21 protein-coding genes are annotated in these 17,999 nt (G+C 31.0%); 17 read left to right on the top strand and 4 right to left on the bottom strand.

Annotation, left to right across the window (positions count from 1 at the left end; genetic code table 11):
- Window positions 1-161: 161 nt before the first annotated feature.
- Together COE53_RS12875 and COE53_RS12870 are read right to left on the bottom strand one after the other, a co-directional pair.
- Window positions 162-1,559 carry a tetratricopeptide repeat protein gene (locus COE53_RS12875; protein WP_139116377.1) on the bottom strand — a complete coding sequence of 466 codons (1,398 nt, stop codon included), beginning with the start codon at window positions 1,557-1,559 and terminating at the stop codon, window positions 162-164.
- Between the two features lie 1,482 nt (window positions 1,560-3,041).
- Window positions 3,042-3,557 carry a DUF421 domain-containing protein gene (locus COE53_RS12870; protein WP_069035022.1) on the bottom strand — a complete coding sequence of 172 codons (516 nt, stop codon included), beginning with the start codon at window positions 3,555-3,557 and terminating at the stop codon, window positions 3,042-3,044.
- Between the two features lie 445 nt (window positions 3,558-4,002).
- Here COE53_RS12870 and COE53_RS12865 point away from each other — a divergent pair, with 445 nt between their 5' ends.
- The 8 genes from COE53_RS12865 to COE53_RS12835 all read left to right on the top strand — a co-directional run bounded on the left by COE53_RS12865 (window position 4,003) and on the right by COE53_RS12835 (window position 9,047).
- Entirely contained in the window at window positions 4,003-4,416 is a 414-nt protein-coding gene (locus tag COE53_RS12865) for a VOC family protein (protein WP_254664630.1), read from the top strand.
- Window positions 4,417-4,685: 269 nt separating this feature from the next.
- Entirely contained in the window at window positions 4,686-5,264 is a 579-nt protein-coding gene (locus COE53_RS12860) for a dihydrofolate reductase family protein (RefSeq protein ID WP_098948209.1), read from the top strand.
- Between the two features lie 151 nt (window positions 5,265-5,415).
- Complete coding sequence (locus tag COE53_RS12855; RefSeq protein WP_098948208.1) at window positions 5,416-5,781, top strand: hypothetical protein; 366 nt, start codon at window positions 5,416-5,418, stop codon at window positions 5,779-5,781.
- A gap of 88 nt (window positions 5,782-5,869) precedes the next feature.
- Window positions 5,870-6,661 (top strand): phosphotransferase, encoded by a 792-nt coding sequence (locus COE53_RS12850; protein ID WP_098948207.1) that lies wholly within the window; start codon window positions 5,870-5,872, stop codon window positions 6,659-6,661.
- Window positions 6,662-6,778: 117 nt separating this feature from the next.
- Window positions 6,779-7,015, top strand: a complete 237-nt coding sequence (locus COE53_RS12845) for a hypothetical protein (RefSeq protein WP_098948206.1) — start codon at window positions 6,779-6,781, stop codon at window positions 7,013-7,015.
- Complete coding sequence (locus tag COE53_RS24570; RefSeq protein ID WP_483295432.1) at window positions 6,994-7,101, top strand: hypothetical protein; 108 nt, start codon at window positions 6,994-6,996, stop codon at window positions 7,099-7,101. The genes COE53_RS12845 and COE53_RS24570 overlap by 22 nt, the downstream gene beginning before the upstream one ends.
- Before the next feature lie 192 nt (window positions 7,102-7,293).
- Window positions 7,294-8,109, top strand: a complete 816-nt coding sequence (locus COE53_RS12840; protein ID WP_098948205.1) for a lipid II flippase Amj family protein — start codon at window positions 7,294-7,296, stop codon at window positions 8,107-8,109.
- A gap of 122 nt (window positions 8,110-8,231) precedes the next feature.
- The gene (locus tag COE53_RS12835; protein ID WP_098948204.1) at window positions 8,232-9,047 is read left to right on the top strand and encodes a hypothetical protein; all 816 of its coding nucleotides are present in this window, start codon (window positions 8,232-8,234) and stop codon (window positions 9,045-9,047) included.
- Between the two features lie 89 nt (window positions 9,048-9,136).
- Here the strand turns inward: COE53_RS12835 and COE53_RS12830 are convergent, their stop codons facing one another.
- Window positions 9,137-9,865 (bottom strand): YwaF family protein, encoded by a 729-nt coding sequence (locus COE53_RS12830; protein WP_098948203.1) that lies wholly within the window; start codon window positions 9,863-9,865, stop codon window positions 9,137-9,139.
- Window positions 9,866-10,203: 338 nt separating this feature from the next.
- Here COE53_RS12830 and COE53_RS12825 point away from each other — a divergent pair, with 338 nt between their 5' ends.
- The 9 genes from COE53_RS12825 (at window position 10,204) to COE53_RS12785 (ending at window position 15,877) form a co-directional block, all read left to right on the top strand.
- Window positions 10,204-10,707 (top strand): hypothetical protein, encoded by a 504-nt coding sequence (locus COE53_RS12825; protein ID WP_098948202.1) that lies wholly within the window; start codon window positions 10,204-10,206, stop codon window positions 10,705-10,707.
- Between the two features lie 244 nt (window positions 10,708-10,951).
- Window positions 10,952-11,299, top strand: coding sequence for a DUF6054 family protein (locus COE53_RS12820; protein ID WP_098948201.1), 348 nt, complete (start codon window positions 10,952-10,954; stop codon window positions 11,297-11,299).
- Between the two features lie 217 nt (window positions 11,300-11,516).
- The gene (locus COE53_RS12815; RefSeq protein ID WP_098948200.1) at window positions 11,517-11,993 is read left to right on the top strand and encodes a hypothetical protein; all 477 of its coding nucleotides are present in this window, start codon (window positions 11,517-11,519) and stop codon (window positions 11,991-11,993) included.
- A gap of 404 nt (window positions 11,994-12,397) precedes the next feature.
- Window positions 12,398-12,583 carry a hypothetical protein gene (locus COE53_RS12810; protein ID WP_098948199.1) on the top strand — a complete coding sequence of 62 codons (186 nt, stop codon included), beginning with the start codon at window positions 12,398-12,400 and terminating at the stop codon, window positions 12,581-12,583.
- A 94-nt stretch (window positions 12,584-12,677) separates the two neighbouring features.
- Window positions 12,678-13,379 (top strand): DUF2711 family protein, encoded by a 702-nt coding sequence (locus tag COE53_RS12805; RefSeq protein ID WP_098948198.1) that lies wholly within the window; start codon window positions 12,678-12,680, stop codon window positions 13,377-13,379.
- Between the two features lie 69 nt (window positions 13,380-13,448).
- Entirely contained in the window at window positions 13,449-13,925 is a 477-nt protein-coding gene (locus tag COE53_RS12800) for a GNAT family N-acetyltransferase (RefSeq protein ID WP_098948197.1), read from the top strand.
- A 329-nt stretch (window positions 13,926-14,254) separates the two neighbouring features.
- A complete protein-coding gene (locus COE53_RS12795) occupies window positions 14,255-15,091 on the top strand; it encodes an aldo/keto reductase (protein WP_098948196.1) in 837 nt (278 codons plus the stop codon).
- 229 nt (window positions 15,092-15,320) lie between these two features.
- The gene (locus COE53_RS12790; RefSeq protein ID WP_098948195.1) at window positions 15,321-15,602 is read left to right on the top strand and encodes a hypothetical protein; all 282 of its coding nucleotides are present in this window, start codon (window positions 15,321-15,323) and stop codon (window positions 15,600-15,602) included.
- 65 nt (window positions 15,603-15,667) lie between these two features.
- Window positions 15,668-15,877, top strand: a complete 210-nt coding sequence (locus COE53_RS12785; RefSeq protein WP_098948194.1) for a hypothetical protein — start codon at window positions 15,668-15,670, stop codon at window positions 15,875-15,877.
- Window positions 15,878-15,943: 66 nt separating this feature from the next.
- Here COE53_RS12785 and COE53_RS12780 read toward each other — a convergent pair whose 3' ends face one another.
- Window positions 15,944-17,650 carry a hypothetical protein gene (locus COE53_RS12780; protein WP_098948193.1) on the bottom strand — a complete coding sequence of 569 codons (1,707 nt, stop codon included), beginning with the start codon at window positions 17,648-17,650 and terminating at the stop codon, window positions 15,944-15,946.
- Window positions 17,651-17,999 lie beyond the last annotated feature (349 nt).

The raw sequence follows: 17,999 nt of genomic DNA, 5'->3' as shown, positions 1-17,999 counted from the left end.
CACATAATAATGAAAGGAAAATGAAAAACTGGACAATTGAACAATTTATTTTTAGAAATAGATATCTTCTTTACATTATTTTGGTTTAGTGCAAAAAAATTGAGAACAAAGTAAAGGAGTAGGTCAAATTCCTACTCCTTTTATTATTGAATAAATAAAGATTACTTTGCTTTATTAAAATCCTGTGTCGCTTCTTTGTTCATGCCTTTTTTAAGGTATGCATTTCCGCGATCACTGTATGCAAGTTTAAATTGGGGATTTAATTCAATTGACTTGCTGAAATCGGCAATGGCTTGATCGTACATCTCCTTATAGTAATAGGCAAGCCCGCGATCGTCATATACGAGGTAATCTTTTGAATTCAAACCAATCGCCTTGTTGAAATCAGCAATGGCTTGATCGTACATCTGCTTACTGAGATAGGCATACCCACGGTTGTCAAAAACTTGGTAATCTTTCGGGTTCAAATCAATGGCATTGGTGTAATCAGCAATGGCCTGATCATACATCTGCTTGCTTTGATAGGCAAGCCCGCGGTCGTTATATACGAGGTAATCTTTTTGATTTAAATCGATGGCCTTGCTGTAATCAGAAATGGCCTGATCGAACATCTGCATATGATAATAAGCAAGCCCCCGGTTGTCATATACCAGGTAGTCTTTTTGATTTAAATCAATGGCTTTGTTGTAATCAGAAATGGCCTGTTTATACATTTGCTTATTGTAAAAGACAAGCCCCCGGTTGTTATAGGCCAGGTAAAATTTTGCATTCAAGCCAATGGCCTTGTTATAATCGGAAACTGCTTGATCATACATGTGTTTATAGTAATAGGCAAGCCCGCGATTGTTATAGGCCTTATAATGTTTCGGATTTAATTCAATAGCTTTATCAAAATCAGAAATAGCCACATCGTACATTTGTTTATCCAGATAGACAAGCCCAAGATTACTATATGATGTTGCATAATCAGGTTTTAATTTTATAGACTGGTTTAAGTCAGAAATGGCTTGATCATACATCTGCTGATCGTAAAAAGTAAGCCCTCGATTGTTATATGACAAATAATCTTTCGGATTTAAATCAATGGCTTTGTTGTAATCGGAAATAGCCTGATCATACATCTGCTGATCGTAGTAGGCAAGCCCTCGATTGTAATATAAAATGTAATCTTTTGAATTCAACTCAATGGCCTTGTTGTAATCGGCAATGGCCTGATCATACATATGCTGATTGTAGTAGGCAAGCCCGCGGTTGCTATATGGCTTATATTTTTTCGGATTCAATTCAATCGCCTTACTATAATCGGCAATTGCTTTATCGTACATTTTTTTGTGATTATACGATAGCCCGCGATTGTTATAAGCTTCCCATAAATTAGGATCATTTTTTATTGCCTTGTTTAAATGGGAAATCGCCGCGTCATACTTCCCCTGTTGTTCTTCTTTATATCCTTTATTATTGTAATAAACTGCCAAAGAGCTACATCCACCTAAAACCAAACCAAAAGTCAAAATGGAGATTAGTTTTAAAAATGATTTTATTGCACTCACCTCTTTCATTGAATTTATCAATTCGAACAAAAGAATAGCTTATAAATGCAAGAAGATTTCCTCCAGAAAGAACAGCCTTCTCCTTTATAATTTTGTAACCATCAGAATCACCGTTTTGATTATATGCTTCATAGTGGATTACTAAGCTAGTTACATAGTCTCAAAAACGAATTGAATTTATAAAGAGGAAATATAAGATAATGTTAATTTTTAAATCTTTATCTTAATGAAACACGAGAGTCTAAACGCGTTTATTTTAAAATTAAAACAATCGATCAAATTATATAACTAATACATAGATCAATTGCTAGTATTTAGCAGGCATTCTCTTTATCAAAGTAATAAATATATACAGTAAAAAACACAAACGCTTCAATCCTTGAAAAACTATGCTTTAATTCAATAGACCATTCTTTAACTTGAATGAATTCTTAGTACAACTTTCCTTTAAATGTATCCAAGTAGTATTACTTTTTTTCCTCTCGCCATTTCCTAAAGCATTCCCAAAATCCATTAATAGTTCTATTTTTTGCATCGTGCTTTTGTTCCCATTCCATTAATATATTAGCGTTCAATCTCACCACTCGCTTCTATAAATTTATATTTTCTTTAAAAGATTCCACGATATATTAATTCAACAAAAGCATGCGTTAGCCAAACATGAATCCTCAGATTCACAACAGTGAATGGAAGTTTTTATTGTACTCCCATTGTAATTGAATAAGCAGCAAAAAGGATTTTAATTTTGTAGCTCTTTTTTTTGCTTTAATATCTTCAATTTAATTTAGAAATAAATATTATATAATATAAAAAAATTAATAGAGTGGGACAAAAGCGATATGCAAGATTTTACATTTAGACATATTAATATATTGATGTTGAATTTGGACAAGTTTAACTATCAAATAATAAAAGGTAAGGTAATTTTTATCCACTAGGATTTCAAGTAGAAAGTTATAAATAAAAAAGGATTTTCATTATATGAAAATCCTTTTTTATTGCCGATAACGAGTGTTTATGTAAACTAGAACAGAACATGACATGCACGACGTTAACAAGTCAATATACAACTAAAATAAAATTTACATAATTTTCCAAATAAAAAGGCGTATAACTAAAACAATTGATATTAATTTCTATATAATAATATTACATTTCTTGTTTTAATTTTTTACCAATATCACCTATTTTTTAGAGAAACTTATTCTGTGAGTTTCTCTCTTTTTACAAGCTTGTTTGCCTTTGCCCAATATATAAATTAACCCAAAGTAGAGAATCCCTTTCTGGAGGATTCTCTTTTTTTACCCAACTAAGACATGCGTTAGTTCAGCAAAAAATAAAAAAGAGAGAAACTCTAGATAAAGAGCTTCCCTTAAAAAAATAAGTGTTTTGGGTAAAGAAAATATTACATGATAAAATATGTAGATTTAAATTTAATTGTTTAAGTTACACGCCTTTCGTATGTGAAAATTTGCTTAAAATTTAATAAATTCACTTTGACTCGGGAATTTTTGTTTCAATTAATCTTACTAAATTTTGAATGTCTTGTTTAGTTGCAGGTTGTAAGTTTGGCTTCAATTTATATCCTATTTGCCCATTAGTTTCTAAAGTAGCCCATGCTACATCTTCAATTGAAGTTATTCCTAACTGGTGTAGACGCATTATTAAATTTTCAGTTGTAAGTCGTATTTTTTTCATGTTTTCTAAATTTAAGTTTCCATCATCTATAATAACGATTGATCTACCAGTTAGTAATAATTCGATTGATTTATATTTTATTTTTAGAAACTGAAATACAATTACAATCAGAATAAGAATAGAAGCAACACCTAAACTAGTCCAAATACTCTTATTTTCAATTGGACGACTTAGTAATGGGCCAATTGTACTCATTAAAACAATTTCAGAGATTGTTAATTTGGAAATAGAGTTTCTTCCAGCTATTTTTAATAAAAAAGTTCCCATAAAAACAATTAGCATTGCTTTCCAAACAATATCTAGTTGCATATTATCATCCTTTTAAACTTAATTTTCCAAAGTGAATTAAAGAATTTTCATTAAAAAAGGTAGTCTTCATCTTGGATAAGAACAGCAAATGCTGCTTTTTTTATATGAATAAGGAAATTAATATCCCTCATAAATATCCACATGATGAAGCAGATAAAAAATCACGATAAGTATCACATGTATTACTGTTAAAGCTACATCTAGGTTCAATAAATTCTCTAATCTAAATATAATTTCTAATTAAACTAACGCAATGCTTTGGTTGAAAAACACAATCGGCTGAAAAGTTGGTTTTTTAATTGAGATAAAGGAGGCAGGTTTGTTGAGAAGGATATTTTCTGTTTTAAGCGAATTGTAATTTCAAACAAACCTTACACCAATACAGATATTGAAAATAACAGGTACATAGGAGGTATGAGATAGGGTGATTAATAGAATAGATCATGTGAGTATAAACGTAAACGATCTTTCAGAGGCTAAAGCGTTTTTTATTGACCTTGGACTTGATGTGAAAGCGGAATGGGAATTGGATGGAGAAATGTTGGACAGAATAGTTGGGCTTAATAATGTGAAAACGGCATGTGTAGGAATGGGGATGCCAGATGGTGAGGCATGGATCGAGCTAGTCAAATTTTATACACCGTCAGATGATAAAGATATACAGAAACCTCTTGCAAATACACTAGGTATCCGACATATTTGCTTTGCTGTTGAAGATATTGAAGCTATTATTGCAAAATTGAAAGAGAAGGGCACGGAAATATTTAGTGAAATACAGCAATATGAAGAAAGCTATAAGTTATGCTACGTTCGTGGCCCAGAAGGAATTATTTTAGAGTTGGCGGAGAAAATCAAATAAATTTTAAAAACTATCGGGTGAGTTAGGAAGAACATGATCGACAATTTTGTCGTTGTTTTTTAATGTCTGATTGATAGTATTGATTAATTTAGAAATGGGGAAATTATCAAAGATTTGACATGAAAAACCTGATATTAGTTTTTTCCAAGTGAAGAATATAAGAAAATGATTTAAGAAGAAAACTATCTTCTAAACAATAAAAACAGTTAGAAATTCCTTGTTTACATAAATAAAGAAAATAACTATAACTTAGTACATAGGAGGATTTTATGAGAAATGTTATTTTATTTTTACATTCTTCTTTAGATGGTTTTGTAGAAGGACCAAACGGTCAAATGGATATTGGATGGGTATCTTACAATGAAGAATTAGAAAAGCATGCTAGAGAAATTTTAAGTACTGTAGACACAGTGTTATGGGGAAGAGGAACATATCAAATGATGGAAAATTATTGGACATCAGTACCTTCTAACCCAGAAGCATCAGAATATGAAATTGAACATGCTAAATGGATAGAAGAGACATCAAAGGTTGTTTTTTCTACTACACTTGAAAAAGCTGAATGGAATAATACAAAATTAGTAAAAGAAAATATTGAGGAAGAAATTAAAAATATAAAAAAACAGCCAGGTAGAGATATCATTATTTTAGGAAGCCCTAGGTTTGCACATGCTCTTATGGAACTTGATTTAATTGATGTCATTAAAATTACTATTTCACCAGTTATTATAGGAAGTGGTCTACCTTTGTTTAAGGCTTCGGAATATAAACGCAACCTCTCACTTGTGGAAAACAAAACATTTAATTCTGGTGCAATTGGCCTTACATATAATATTTTAAAATCTTAACTAAAATCGGCTGAGAAGTCGATTTTTTATTTGAGCTATTTTAGTTATTTTCAATTAATATATTTAATTATTTTTCGTTTAAATCAATGTACAAAAATTCACTCTCTCATTTAGGAATCTATTATAATAAGTACTAAGGGAGGGGGTAATTATGAGAAAAATATTACTAGCAATTATTGTTTCTATCTTACTAATTGATATTGCTCATTTTATAATTTTTCCAGAATTTCGAAACGAACATAACTTGGCATATGCAAATGGTATGGGGTATTTGTTTATTTCATTAATGTTCTTTATTGCATATGTGGTTATTGGAATACCTGTAACTCTAATAATCGATTTTGTTTTAAAAAGAACTCCTCCAAAAAAGCAAATATACGACTATTTGATTCAATTAATTTTGTTTTCAATTCCCGTGATTTTTGCACCAGGCTTAGCGGTCTTCGTCTATCTATATTTTCATTTACTTTTCTTTATTAGAGTTATGAAAGGTAAGAAAATACAAATTATAGGATAATTTTAGATCTTGAGTCACATTTGTGGCTCTATTTTTATTTTATTAAAAGGGATATAGTAAAAAAATCATATTAGGGAGGGATATTTAGATGTCAAATCATGAAAATGAAGAAATACTAACGGGTGGGAATGTATCCAACGTTCATCGTGTGGGAGATACAGTTCGACGGGAAATAAAGGCTGATAGCTTCAAAGTTCATAAATTATTAAAGCACTTAGAGAATAAAGGTTTCAATTATGCACCAAAATTTTTAGGAATAGATGAAAAAGGACGAGAAATTTTATCATTTATTGAAGGAGAAGCAGGTAACTATCCTTTAAAAGAATATATGTGGTCGGATACTGTATTAATTGAAATAGCGAAAATGCTCCGCCTTTACCATGACGCTGTAAGTGACTTTATTTTTGATGATTGCTGGGAACCAATCGATAACACTCCAAAACAAAATGATGTACTATGCCATAATGACTTTGCAATTTACAACATCATTTTTAATCATGATCGGCCTGTTGGTATTATCGATTTTGATGTGGCTGGACCAGGTCCAAGAATTTGGGACATAGCTTATACTCTATACACTTGTCTTCCTTTAAGTAGATTTTATCTTTCTGAAACAGGAGAGAAAGTAAATTATGATTCATCACAACATTCTATTCGCCTTAAACAACGAATTAGATTGTTTTTTGAAAATTACGGGGAAGAAATTAAAGAAGATTTTTTAGAAATAGTTACGTTACGTTTAGAAGGATTATGCAAAACAATGACAAGAAGAGCTAGTGAAGGTGACATTGCATTTCAAAAGATGATAGAAGAAGGACATCTTGAACATTATCAAAACGATATTAAATTTATTCGTAAAGAAGGTAAACAGTGGATTTAAAGCTAATAATCTGAACAATTAACTACTTACATAGTTATTGAACCTGAAAACTTGTAAAAATTGAAGCATATTTCAATATGATACTGCGAATTAGTTTCTTAAGAGGTGCTGGTAAATATGATTATAAAAGAAAAATTAAAGTTTATACTTAAAGAAACTATTTGTGAGTTAGTAAAAAAAGATTTTATAAAAATTAATTCGAAACTATCAGAAGAACTAACAATTGAAGATCTTAAAGAAGAACTAAATCAATGGGGTGCGCTAACCCTTCCACCTAATTTTGCGTATGAGAATATTTACTTTTATGAGTACATGATGGTTCAGGATATGCGATTGAATTTGAACTTTGGATAGATAATCAAGAAAGTGACTTAATTTTGTCCTGTGAAGCAATAATCGACCAAACAGAGAATATTTTATCGTTTTCAATTGAAAATTGAGATTAACAAGATACTAAAAACCAATCCTTTGTAAGTCAAGGGATTGGTTTTTTTGTTTAATGCCTCGTTTTTTATTTCAGTTAATGGCAGTTTAATTACATAAGAAACTATAAATTATAATGAGGAAAATGGTAAAATAAGGTAAAATTAATTATATGTATTACGACAGTAAGAAAGATTGAGGAGCTAATTATGGAACTTATTACAGGAAAAGTGGTCATTATATCTGTATTTATATTTATTGTGACAATGATTGAAACTTTGGCTTATTCAACCAGAATTTCGGGTGCAAGAGTGAAACTAATTGCAACAGCATTATCATTATTTAGTACACTAGTAATCGTTTCAAGGTTTTCTACAATGATTCAGCAACCAATGACTGCAAAACTCATTGCTAAAGCACCTGATGTTAACAAATTAACTTATATAGAGGAGCAATATAGGATCTTAATTGGGGTAACGACAATTGGAGTACTTTTTGGAATACTTCTATTTCCTACTTTTGTAAATATATTTTCAAGAGCTATCATACTATTATCTAATCAGCGTGGTTCCATAATTGCGTTGTTTATTAGTCAGTTTAATCGTAGAGGGTTTAAAAATATTGTTAAGTGTTTTAGAATGCCAAGTTTTTCATATTTAAAAGGAATTACATTAAAAACAATTCCAAAACGTCTTTTTGTTGTAAATGTTATTATTACATCCATATACACAATATCGGTTCTTTCTTCAATCTATGCATCAATGTTAGTACCGAAAGATCTTGTTCAAGCGACATTGATGTCATCTGGAATTGTTAATGGTATATCTACAATTTTACTAACATTATTTATTGATCCTAAAGCTTCTGTTTTAGCAGATAGAGTAATGAAAAAACAAAGTGATTATATTTACTTAAAAAGTTATTCGATTACAATGATAAGTTCTAAATTTTTTGGTACAATCTTGTCTCAACTTTTATTTATTCCTGCTGCATACTATGTTGCTTGGTTTGCAAAATGGATATAAAAATCTTTTTTACTTACTATGAAGTAACATGTTGAAACTCAAAGCTACGTAATTGTGGCTTTTTATTTTTGCAGTTGAGATATAATATAAAATACAATTGATTAATTGAAAGGCAGATATATATGAATAAAAGTCGTTCTTCACTATCTATAGGAAAAATAGAAGTATTTCTACCAAATCATTCAATTTCATATTTTTACATTGCAGAAGATTTAGCGGATTTTTTCGAAATGGAAACAAATTATGAAGCGGTTAAATACTTTCGTAAAATTCTACGTGAAAATATGGATTTAAAGGATTATAAGAAAATAGAGTTTGATAGAGAATCCAGTGAAGTAGTAATCAGGACTTCAAATGCTTTGGTCATGTTAGGAATCGTTGTTTTAATGAACAAACTGATTAATTTTGAGCTATCAAAAGAGGAAATAAGAAAAGTAGAGCAACAACTACTTTCGCATAAAAGACCTAAGAAACAAAAATGGACTATCGGAAATTTATTTCTAATTTCACTTAGCAATAATACATATGCTTTAGGACAAGTAGTATGGCTTTCTTATTCGGAACCAGTTTGTGGACTATTCGATATTAATTTTAGAAAAATTCCTGACTTATTTGATACTGACAATTACAATTATATTTCAGTTTTATCATTAACCTCGTGTTCTTTAGATGATTACAGTTGGAAAGTAGTTGGAAATAAAGATGTAATGATAGATAAGAGTGAGGTTGACAGGAAACATATAGGGGGATCAGAAATTGGTTCAATTAGTCATACAAGTGGCGTGCTTGATGATCTTGCTGAAGCATATTTTGGAATTCAACTTTGGAATGATATGTATGATGAAGATTATTATGACCAATTGCTTTTACCTTCAGTTACTCGTCCATCCACTTCGATAATATTAAGCCCGTTGGAGAGGGAGCGTTATCTTAAGTAAATTAGGTAGCTAGCAGATATGACTCACTCCAATTATTATTCCAAATACGTAGCCATATCTGTAGTTATCTTTGACATCACTAACATTAATTATCGATTTCTTTGCATTTTCCTTTTTAACCAAAACGGACTATACAAAATGTAAAAGCTCACAATCATTACCAATTCTGCCGAGAGAAGATACCATGGCCAAGGACCTAGATAATCTAATAGGGAAGTATTTTCGGGCTTTTTCATGAGATACATGAAGTTAGTTTTCAACGACTTATTAATGAAAAATACGCAAGCTGCATAAAGGTTAACAATAAGAACGGTCACCCACAGAGATGGTATGGTCGGTCGATATTTGCTGGCTACCACCATAATCAAACAGGCAAGCACCACTCCTCCGTGCGAAACAAAAAACTCGAAATATCGAAAATGTGGAAATGAATAATGACCAAGATCAGGTGTCAAGATGGCTTGAATGGAACTGGCTAAACCGGCAAAATACATGAATTGAAATACTCTATAGCTATTTGTCAGAAGCATTATAATTCCCAGAATGACAGTAATATCACTAAGTTCAAGTGGCAAACCCGTTTTAAGTGACCAAGCATTCTCATATATAAGCCATATATGAAAAAAAATCTCAGAAGCCAATAAGAGAAATGCTAAAGAAAAACGAAAAAGTCGTTTTTTCCCCGAGTCCTGAATCTGTTTTCTAAAGACAAATAGAAGAACACTGAGAATCAAAATAATTCCGATCGTTATTAGATGATCTAATGAAAAAAGGTGAAACGGACCCAATTTTGAATGAAATTGAAAAAATCTTTCCAACTTAATACCCCATTAATTGATTTGATTTTTATGTAATAATTTTAGTTTGGGGCAAACTCTACCAGTTCTATACAGGATTTAACGTTTCAATTGCCAAAGTAGTGCCTAATAGGAGCATTTTTTTTACATTAGAGTACATTCAATATTTAATAAAGGATTCTTATAAAAAAGGTAGTTTCATAGATTTGTGTACAAGCAGTTTTTTCTCTTATTACATATTATTTATGGATGTCCCTAATCTAATATTATTGATAGAAAGGAAGAAATTAATTGACTAACAACTTTGAAGAAAATTTCTTAGAAGTAAGTTCATCCGAAGAGTGTGGTGAGAATGAAGGATGGGATGTGATAAAATAGTGAAGGCAATTACAACTGGTGTATTTCATGTGCCTGTTGATAACCAAGCGCCAGATAGCAATGATATGATCAACATCTATTTCAAAAATCCAAGTTCAAAAACGCTTAAAGCTAATTTCGTTGTAGAATTTTCCGCTCCTGGGGTACCTGCCGGTGTTCAAAACCCAGAAATATCATCCCCAGCATTTGGTAATTGGACAGTAAAAATTCTCCCTCAGCATACACTCCTCATCGTTGTCACCGGTCCATCATCTCCTCCAGCTTTCGGAACATGGCGTTTTACATTTTGGGGCGATATTGACCGGAATGAGAAGAAAAACAAACTTAGTGTGGAAGTAATAGCTGGAAGAATATTTGGCACTGGACCGGATTTGGCTTTTAACAATGCAGGGGCGACTTTCCCCCATGCGTTGTTTGTTGATGCAGAAATTGAAAAAACTGGACCATCAATTCCAGTCCCACCAGGAGGTATCATTTCGGTCTAATAAACTAAATAGTTTCTCTGACGCCTTTCAGACTTAAACTAAAAAGATCAATTGGACCTATCTACTACCTCATGTGTAATAATAAAAAAGCTGCGGAATAGCGGCTTTTTTATTATTGAGCAGTATCTTCAATTAAATAGGATAATTTGCTTTGGAAAATTAAAAGAAATTATTGATAGAATTAAAGTAAATTAATTCAGGATGTAATCTTATATATCACATTAAAAGGAGGATAAGGTAAAAAATGAAACATTACTTAGAATTCACTGTAAATATTAAACCAAATCAAGCAAATCAACTTATTTTAGAGGACTCAGAATTAAAATCTAATTTAATTTTTCAGGATAATAAAGTTGCTGATGAGAAAGAAGTTGTTATTCTAGTTTTTCAAAAATTCTTTTTCAGAAACAATAGTACAGCTACTTTGACGGTTACAATTGACAACTTTAGTGGTGTTACGTATGTTAAGTGCATTTCCTCAGGTAATGGAGAAGGAATATTTGATTTTGGTTGGGGAGCAGGGAAAAGTTTTATCAAACCGATAAGACTAAAGTTGGCGGCTAATATATTGGATGTAATTGAGGATAATTAATCTTTGTAGTGGGTAGTTTTCTTGCTGCTACAGCGGATCTTTTATTTTAATAATTTTATTTTAAGCACCCTTTCATTTATAAAATCTTTATAATAATGATTAAGAAAGGGTGTTATTTTTGATAATTTTAGTACCGTTTCTATAACGCTACTTTTTTAACTTTTAATACAAATGAAATAAAAAGCATAGTATTTCATACCAGATTAGGGGAAGGTTTATGCATGAAAAACCGATTTATTTAATTAAGCCTAGAATATTTACCTCAGATAAGTATTATAAGGTATATGTAAAAGGAGCTAGTCTTATTTTTGTAAAACTAGGTGGACAATTTTATGTAGAAAATGCAGTTGAAGAACAGCATTTTATATTAGGGCTGGTATTTTCCTTTTTTAGAAAGAAAGTTTTTGCAAAAAAACGTTCAGTCTTTGAAGCAAATATGGATAAAGAAATAGAAATTAATCCAGATTCCTTATTAGCTAAAAAATCTAATTTTAAAATTGATCTAAATAGTTTAAAGTCAATTCAAATAAACAATCATCCAACATTTCATTCAGGTTGGGAAGATAATGGGAGTGTTAAAATGACATTAATCAACGGAAAAAATCTTAAATTTAATATTCCTAAGTCTGTTTCAACTAAGTCAATTATCACGATATTTGAATCCGAAAATTTACCAATACAAAATGTTTTTTAAAACTGAAGTTCAACAAGTGTGTAAGAATTAAAAATGAGGTATAGTGAGAATCATATTTTCTATTTTAATGATCATTACAACTAAGTAGTTAAATGGGATATTTGTACTGAAAGAAAAGTATTAGCAGGATGGAGATTATTATGCTGCCCCAGATAAGAATAGGAAAATGGCTAATCGAAGTTGATATTGATAGAACACGAGAATTTTATAATAAAGTAATGGAAGTCTGTAACTGCTTATATTGTAAAAATTATCTTAAAGTTACATAGTATTTTGAGCCAACTGTAAAAGATTTTTTTGAGAAACTTGGAATTAATCCAGTAAAACCCGCGCATCTTTCAGAATTCCCTACAGAGATAAGAGCGAGACGTTTATACTTAGGTAATTATTATTTTGTTGGAAGAGTGATTGAAGGCGAATTATGTACTAATTCTAATTTTAATAAAATGAATACAATTGAGATTGAGAACTTTATATTTGGTTTCTCAGAGGAATTAGAGTTTTTGCCAGAAGGTTTACCTGATCCAGTCTTACAAATAAGTTTTGAAGCAGAAACTCCCTGGATTCTTAAAGAAGATCCTGAAGATTAAATAGTAGAAGATTTTCTTTTATTTATAACATATTGAAAAAATATAGAGATTCATTTTTTTACTAAAAGGATAAGTGAATTAGCAGGTGAAATTTATGAAAAATGTAAGAGTATTACCAGATCCACACAGGTATTCAGTATGTGCTCCTGCTGATATGTCGATAAAAGAGTTTTATAAAGGGATATTTGAGGAAGTTTATATTTTTTATCATCCTTTTATTAAGCCTATAACGATGGATTATGATTCGTTTGAGTATGATAATTATCCTGGCAAAAATGACATTATTAATAATTGTGAAGTGGTAAGTTGGAAGCAGTTCTTACCTATTTCAGGAATTAAAAGTTACAAAGAGTTAGATATTGGGTTAAGGACTCATATAACGGGATTAAAAGATAAATACAAAAATGTAGAAACTGAAGAAGTAATTCAAAAGTGTTGTGAGGAACATCGATTAATTATTCCAAATGAAGGTTCCTTCCCAGAGATTTTAATGAATACAATTCTTAACGCTATTAAAAACGCAGGTCATGATTGGATTTGGAATGGAGATGAATTTTGTACAGAGCGGAAGTTAGAGTATATAGATGACTTAATTGATGCCAATAAAACATTTCCAAATGGTCATATAAATTTTTTCACGCATGATCATAATATTTTGCTAACTACGCATTGGGATAGCAACTTTTCCATGCTCTGTTCAAATAAACGTACTATAGAAAAAATAGTTAAAGCATGTAATTTAGAAGGATTTTACTGTGATGATCAGACAGAAATTGTTTGGAGTATATTCAACTGATCTATTTTTAAAAAGATCGCGAGTCAATAAATTACGGCAAAGTTAAAACAACCAGAGAGGTGAAAATGCATGGAGATTTCCATCCGAAATGCCAATCAAAAAGACTACGAGAAATTATTACCATTATTTAGACAAGTACACGATTTACATGTTTTTGAACGACCAGATCTATACAAAGAAAACTCAACTCCAGTAGATGAAGAGGAATTCAATAACCAACTAAAAGATGATAAACAACATATGCTAGTAGCAACTCTAGGTGCTGAAATAGTTGGCGTGGCAGTTTTGAAGGAAGAAGAAATACCTGAAAACTCATTTGTTAATGCAAGGAAGATCTTACTTGTTAATAGTTTATGTGTTGATGATACGAGTAGGAAAAAGGGAATTGGAAGAAAACTCATGCAATCTGTTCTTAATTTAGCGAAAGAATTGAATGTTGATAGTATTGAATTAAGTGTTTCAGAGAGTAATCAAAATGCGATCCATTTTTATGAGTCTATTGGAATGGCAACAAAAAATAGAAAAATGGAGTTTCGTTTAAGTTAAGCAAAAGAGACGCCCGTAACGGTATCTCTATTTTTAGTTAATTAATCACGCCTTACATTTTTTACATAAATCGTAGCCAAGGATTAGATTCTGAACAAACAGAACTATATCCTTTTTTATTACGTTAAATAGGAGTAGATTTTAACAATATGGAAGAATGGATTAGAAATGGTAGTGTAGCAGTAGGGTAGGAGGCAAATTAATTGCACCTGCTAAAAATGGAGATTATGATCAAGTTACATACAATGCAATTCAATATATGGAATAGGAACGTGCTGCCAAAAAATCCTTGCAGCTAGTATAAAATAAAAAAATTGGAGGTCATTCAGATGCTAACAAATTTAAAAGAAACAGTAACATTACATAATGGAGTAAAAATGCCACGATTAGGCTTAGGTGTTTTCAAAGTTTCAGAAGGAGAAGAAGTTGTTGAATCTGTAAAAGCTGCGATCCGAAATGGTTATATCAGCATTGATACTGCAGCAATCTACAAAAATGAAGAAGGCGTTGGACAGGCTATTAAAGAATCAGGTATTGCTCGCGAAGAATTGTTTGTAACAAGTAAAGTTTGGAATTCAGACCAAGGTTATGAAACTACTTTACAAGCTTTCGAAACGAGTCTGAATTTATTAGGACTAGATTATTTAGATCTTTATCTCATCCACTGGCCTGGTGTTGACAAATATAAGGATACTTGGAAGGCACTTGAAAAACTATACAAAGACGGACGTGTCCGTGCAATTGATGTAAGTAACTTCCAAATTCACCATTTACAAGACTTAATGAGCGATTGCGAAATTAAACCAATGGTTAACCAAGTAGAATTCCATCCACATTTAACTCAAAAAGAGCTATTAGCTTTCTGTAAAAATGAAGGAATTCAAATGGAAGCATGGTCACCTTTAAAACAAGGTCAGCTTTTAGAAGAGCCAGTTTTAACAAAAATTGCTCAAAAATATAATAAATCAGTAGCACAAGTCATCTTAAGATGGGACTTACAACATGATGTAGTTACAATTCCAAAATCAATCAAAGAACACCGCATCGTAGAAAACGCAAATATTTTTGACTTTGAATTAACACAAGAAGACATGGAAAACATTGATTCATTAAACCAAGATAGTCGAGCAGGTTCACATCCTGATACGATGAGAGTTGGGTTTTAAGTTTGTAATTTTAGGGGAGTCTCGTTTGAGATTTCCCTGTTTTGTTTTAGGCGATGAAAAACATTAGTAGAACGCAAACTCAGAGCCGAATAATTGGCACTTTTTATCTATAAGGAAGAATAGTATTGCATAAAATACCCTACTATTGAAGGAATAAAAGTTTTATTCAAAATGGTACAATTATTTTTATAACAACACGTGTTTCATTATCATATTTTAGAGGTTAATTATGAAAATAAAATTATTGTACTATGCTCCATTTTTATTAACCCTGGTAGTAGTTATTTGCTATGGCATACCTGAAACTTTATCATTTGTCGTTGGATGGCTATATAATTCAATATTTTATGTTGGGCTTCCAGTTTTACTTTATTTTCTTTATTTTTTATTGATAGGAAAATACTTTAAAAAAACAATCGGATACTCAATTAAAGCAGGTCTTAGAACGATCGCCTTAGTAGTAATCTATTTAATATTTTCGGTTAATACTTACAGCCAATTGAAAATATAATCTATTTTACAAATGAAACAAAAACTGAATTAACGAAGCGTTCGCTAACTTTATACGAAGAAAGAATGAAAACAAAAGGAAAAGTCGAAGAAATATATCCGATTAGTAGAATGCAAGGCTGGATGCTTAATGAAGTTACTGTCTTTGGAGAAAATAGAGCATATGAAATCGATATTATGCCAATTAATAAAAATGATAAACGAGGCGAAGATTTTTATTATGTATATAAGGAAGGTAAATGGTTACTATATTTCACAGAAGCACACATAAACTGAGTTATAAAATAAAAAAGGTTGTATCATGGATTACTGGGTAATCGCAGATACAGCCTTTTTTTTATATTATTGTTGTTGAATATGAGGTTGTTCCTTTAAATGATCCGTCAACTCATCTACTACAAACGCAAATTCATCGTAAGATACACATTCCAATGGGAATTCTACTGCAACTTTATTTTGCTTGTTGTAAATAGCTACAACTTTGGAACGTCGATCAAACATTCTTGTTTTCATGTTAGATTTTTGAATTGTGATTTTTTTTATGTCTTCTAATAAAATCTGAGAGTGAGTATCCTTATCGGTATATCGGACAACATTGCCAACGATTTCGATTTTGTTTTTTAATAGTTTGGTTTTATAGATATGATATGAAACGATTAAAATTGCAAGTAAAGATGTTAAAGTGATGTATACTGGGTCCATAGTTGAGAATGCTTGATATCCTCTAAAAGCTAGTAGGACATACCAAGCGTAGAACCATTTACTTATTTTTGGTTTCCCTTCGTAGTATACAATTGAAGCATCTTCTTCTTTTTCATTCGCTCTTTTGTCCATAAATAGTTGTACATGTTCTTCGATTGATTTTTCATTGAACTGTCCATCTTCTAAATAAGTACCATCCCACATATGAACAGAGTCATCTTCTTCCTCAAGAGCATAAGCTCCTACCCATGCTGGAATCACTTGATCATCATGTGAAACAGAAGCTAAATAATAACGGATTGGTTGGTTATATGAATTTTCAATATCAAGCTGTTTAATTAACTCGATTGTTTCAGGTACAAAATCATGTTCTTGCACGATATATAGAAACAAGTGACTTTTAGCGAAGTATTCTTGTTTTTTCTCTTTAATAGGGAATAAGTGTTCTTTTCGAATTCTGAGTATTTCCCAATAAAAGTATTCTGTGGATTCAATATTTGTTGCACAGTCCAACAGTAGATCTTCAGGTACGTCAATGTCTCGTTGAAGGGCGGCAATAATTGCGTTCGATCGAATAAACGGGTCAGTAAATGACATTGCTTCCTTTATAAAAGATGTCATCTCATCATTAAAGTAATACTCCATTAAAGATAGATAGATCGACATAATTGAACGGATTTGTAAATAGGTTTCTTTCCAAGAGCCATACACAAACTTAATATCATAATCATTTTGATAAGGAAGAAATTTCTCTACTTGCTTTTGATAATCTACTAATAACAATGGTGCGATGTATTTTGTTTTGAAACGGTCTAGATAATTTTTATCTAAACAGTATGACAACAATCGATAAAAAGTAGTTTTATATTCTTCCACTTCAAATAATTGAGAATGTTTTTCTAATAGTTTAATAATGATGCCAGGGTTGGCATATAAAATATCTAATGGTAAGACAACTTGTTTGTTTTGAATATCTTGTTCAATTAATTCCAAGATTGCTAGTTCATATTCTTCTCCGTCAAAAGAGGTTATGTACCTGAATACCTCTTCTTTAGCAGCCTTACTATATTCAGGGTAATATTTTATTAAGGCCTCTGTTAATTCAGGTATTTCGAAATGAGAGATGAAATTAATTAGATGGAAACTAGGTTCATCCCATACCTTAAATGATGTTGGATATGGATAAGCGGCTTCTTTTGCTAACCATTCTAAAGTTAATAAATTAAATTGTAGATCGTCTACTTCCGATAGTTCAATTAATTCAAAAATTGCATCATGTCGAATAGCTGGATCTGTATGTTTTAATCCTTCGACGATACGTTTCAATTGAGATTTATAATTTGACACAATATTCCTCCGATATCTAGTTGTAAGTTTACATTTCTAACGATATTTTAATTTTATTGGAAATACTTATAGATAGCCACTGTTAAATACTTCTAAGGGAGCAGGAATGAGTGATTTATTCTTAAATACATGTGGAAAACTAAGGCAGCAGAAATAGAGTTAATTAATCTATGAAACTTTTAAAAGTAATAAGGATAATCTTTTACATCAGGTTGATGAGTCGATTCAGTTTTTTGAGGCGGCAGCGGAGCCTAAAGAGTTGTATATAATTGATGGTAAGCATAATGATTTTATGTATAATGAGTATCCTGTGTTTCAGAAATTTGCTGGGGAGCTTAAGGGATTTTTT

This window comes from Bacillus sp. AFS029533 (assembly GCF_002585125.1).
Lineage (GTDB): Bacteria > Bacillota > Bacilli > Bacillales > Bacillaceae_G > Gottfriedia > Gottfriedia luciferensis_B.
This window is presented reverse-complemented; position numbering and strand designations above follow the sequence as displayed.

What these genes read in the sequence shown, in the direction of transcription:
- COE53_RS12875 (WP_139116377.1), bottom strand. Translation starts at nt 1,559, where the DNA reads ATGAAAGAGGTGAGTGCAATAAAATCATTTTTAAAACTAATCTCCATT.
- COE53_RS12870 (WP_069035022.1), bottom strand. Translation starts at nt 3,557, where the DNA reads ATGCAACTAGATATTGTTTGGAAAGCAATGCTAATTGTTTTTATGGGA.
- COE53_RS12860 (WP_098948209.1), top strand. Translation starts at nt 4,686, where the DNA reads ATGAGAAATGTTATTTTATTTTTACATTCTTCTTTAGATGGTTTTGTA.
- COE53_RS12855 (WP_098948208.1), top strand. Translation starts at nt 5,416, where the DNA reads ATGAGAAAAATATTACTAGCAATTATTGTTTCTATCTTACTAATTGAT.
- COE53_RS12850 (WP_098948207.1), top strand. Translation starts at nt 5,870, where the DNA reads ATGTCAAATCATGAAAATGAAGAAATACTAACGGGTGGGAATGTATCC.
- COE53_RS12845 (WP_098948206.1), top strand. Translation starts at nt 6,779, where the DNA reads ATGATTATAAAAGAAAAATTAAAGTTTATACTTAAAGAAACTATTTGT.
- COE53_RS12840 (WP_098948205.1), top strand. Translation starts at nt 7,294, where the DNA reads ATGGAACTTATTACAGGAAAAGTGGTCATTATATCTGTATTTATATTT.
- COE53_RS12835 (WP_098948204.1), top strand. Translation starts at nt 8,232, where the DNA reads ATGAATAAAAGTCGTTCTTCACTATCTATAGGAAAAATAGAAGTATTT.
- COE53_RS12825 (WP_098948202.1), top strand. Translation starts at nt 10,204, where the DNA reads ATGGGATGTGATAAAATAGTGAAGGCAATTACAACTGGTGTATTTCAT.
- COE53_RS12820 (WP_098948201.1), top strand. Translation starts at nt 10,952, where the DNA reads ATGAAACATTACTTAGAATTCACTGTAAATATTAAACCAAATCAAGCA.
- COE53_RS12815 (WP_098948200.1), top strand. Translation starts at nt 11,517, where the DNA reads ATGCATGAAAAACCGATTTATTTAATTAAGCCTAGAATATTTACCTCA.
- COE53_RS12805 (WP_098948198.1), top strand. Translation starts at nt 12,678, where the DNA reads ATGAAAAATGTAAGAGTATTACCAGATCCACACAGGTATTCAGTATGT.
- COE53_RS12800 (WP_098948197.1), top strand. Translation starts at nt 13,449, where the DNA reads ATGGAGATTTCCATCCGAAATGCCAATCAAAAAGACTACGAGAAATTA.
- COE53_RS12795 (WP_098948196.1), top strand. Translation starts at nt 14,255, where the DNA reads ATGCTAACAAATTTAAAAGAAACAGTAACATTACATAATGGAGTAAAA.
- COE53_RS12790 (WP_098948195.1), top strand. Translation starts at nt 15,321, where the DNA reads ATGAAAATAAAATTATTGTACTATGCTCCATTTTTATTAACCCTGGTA.
- COE53_RS12785 (WP_098948194.1), top strand. Translation starts at nt 15,668, where the DNA reads ATGAAAACAAAAGGAAAAGTCGAAGAAATATATCCGATTAGTAGAATG.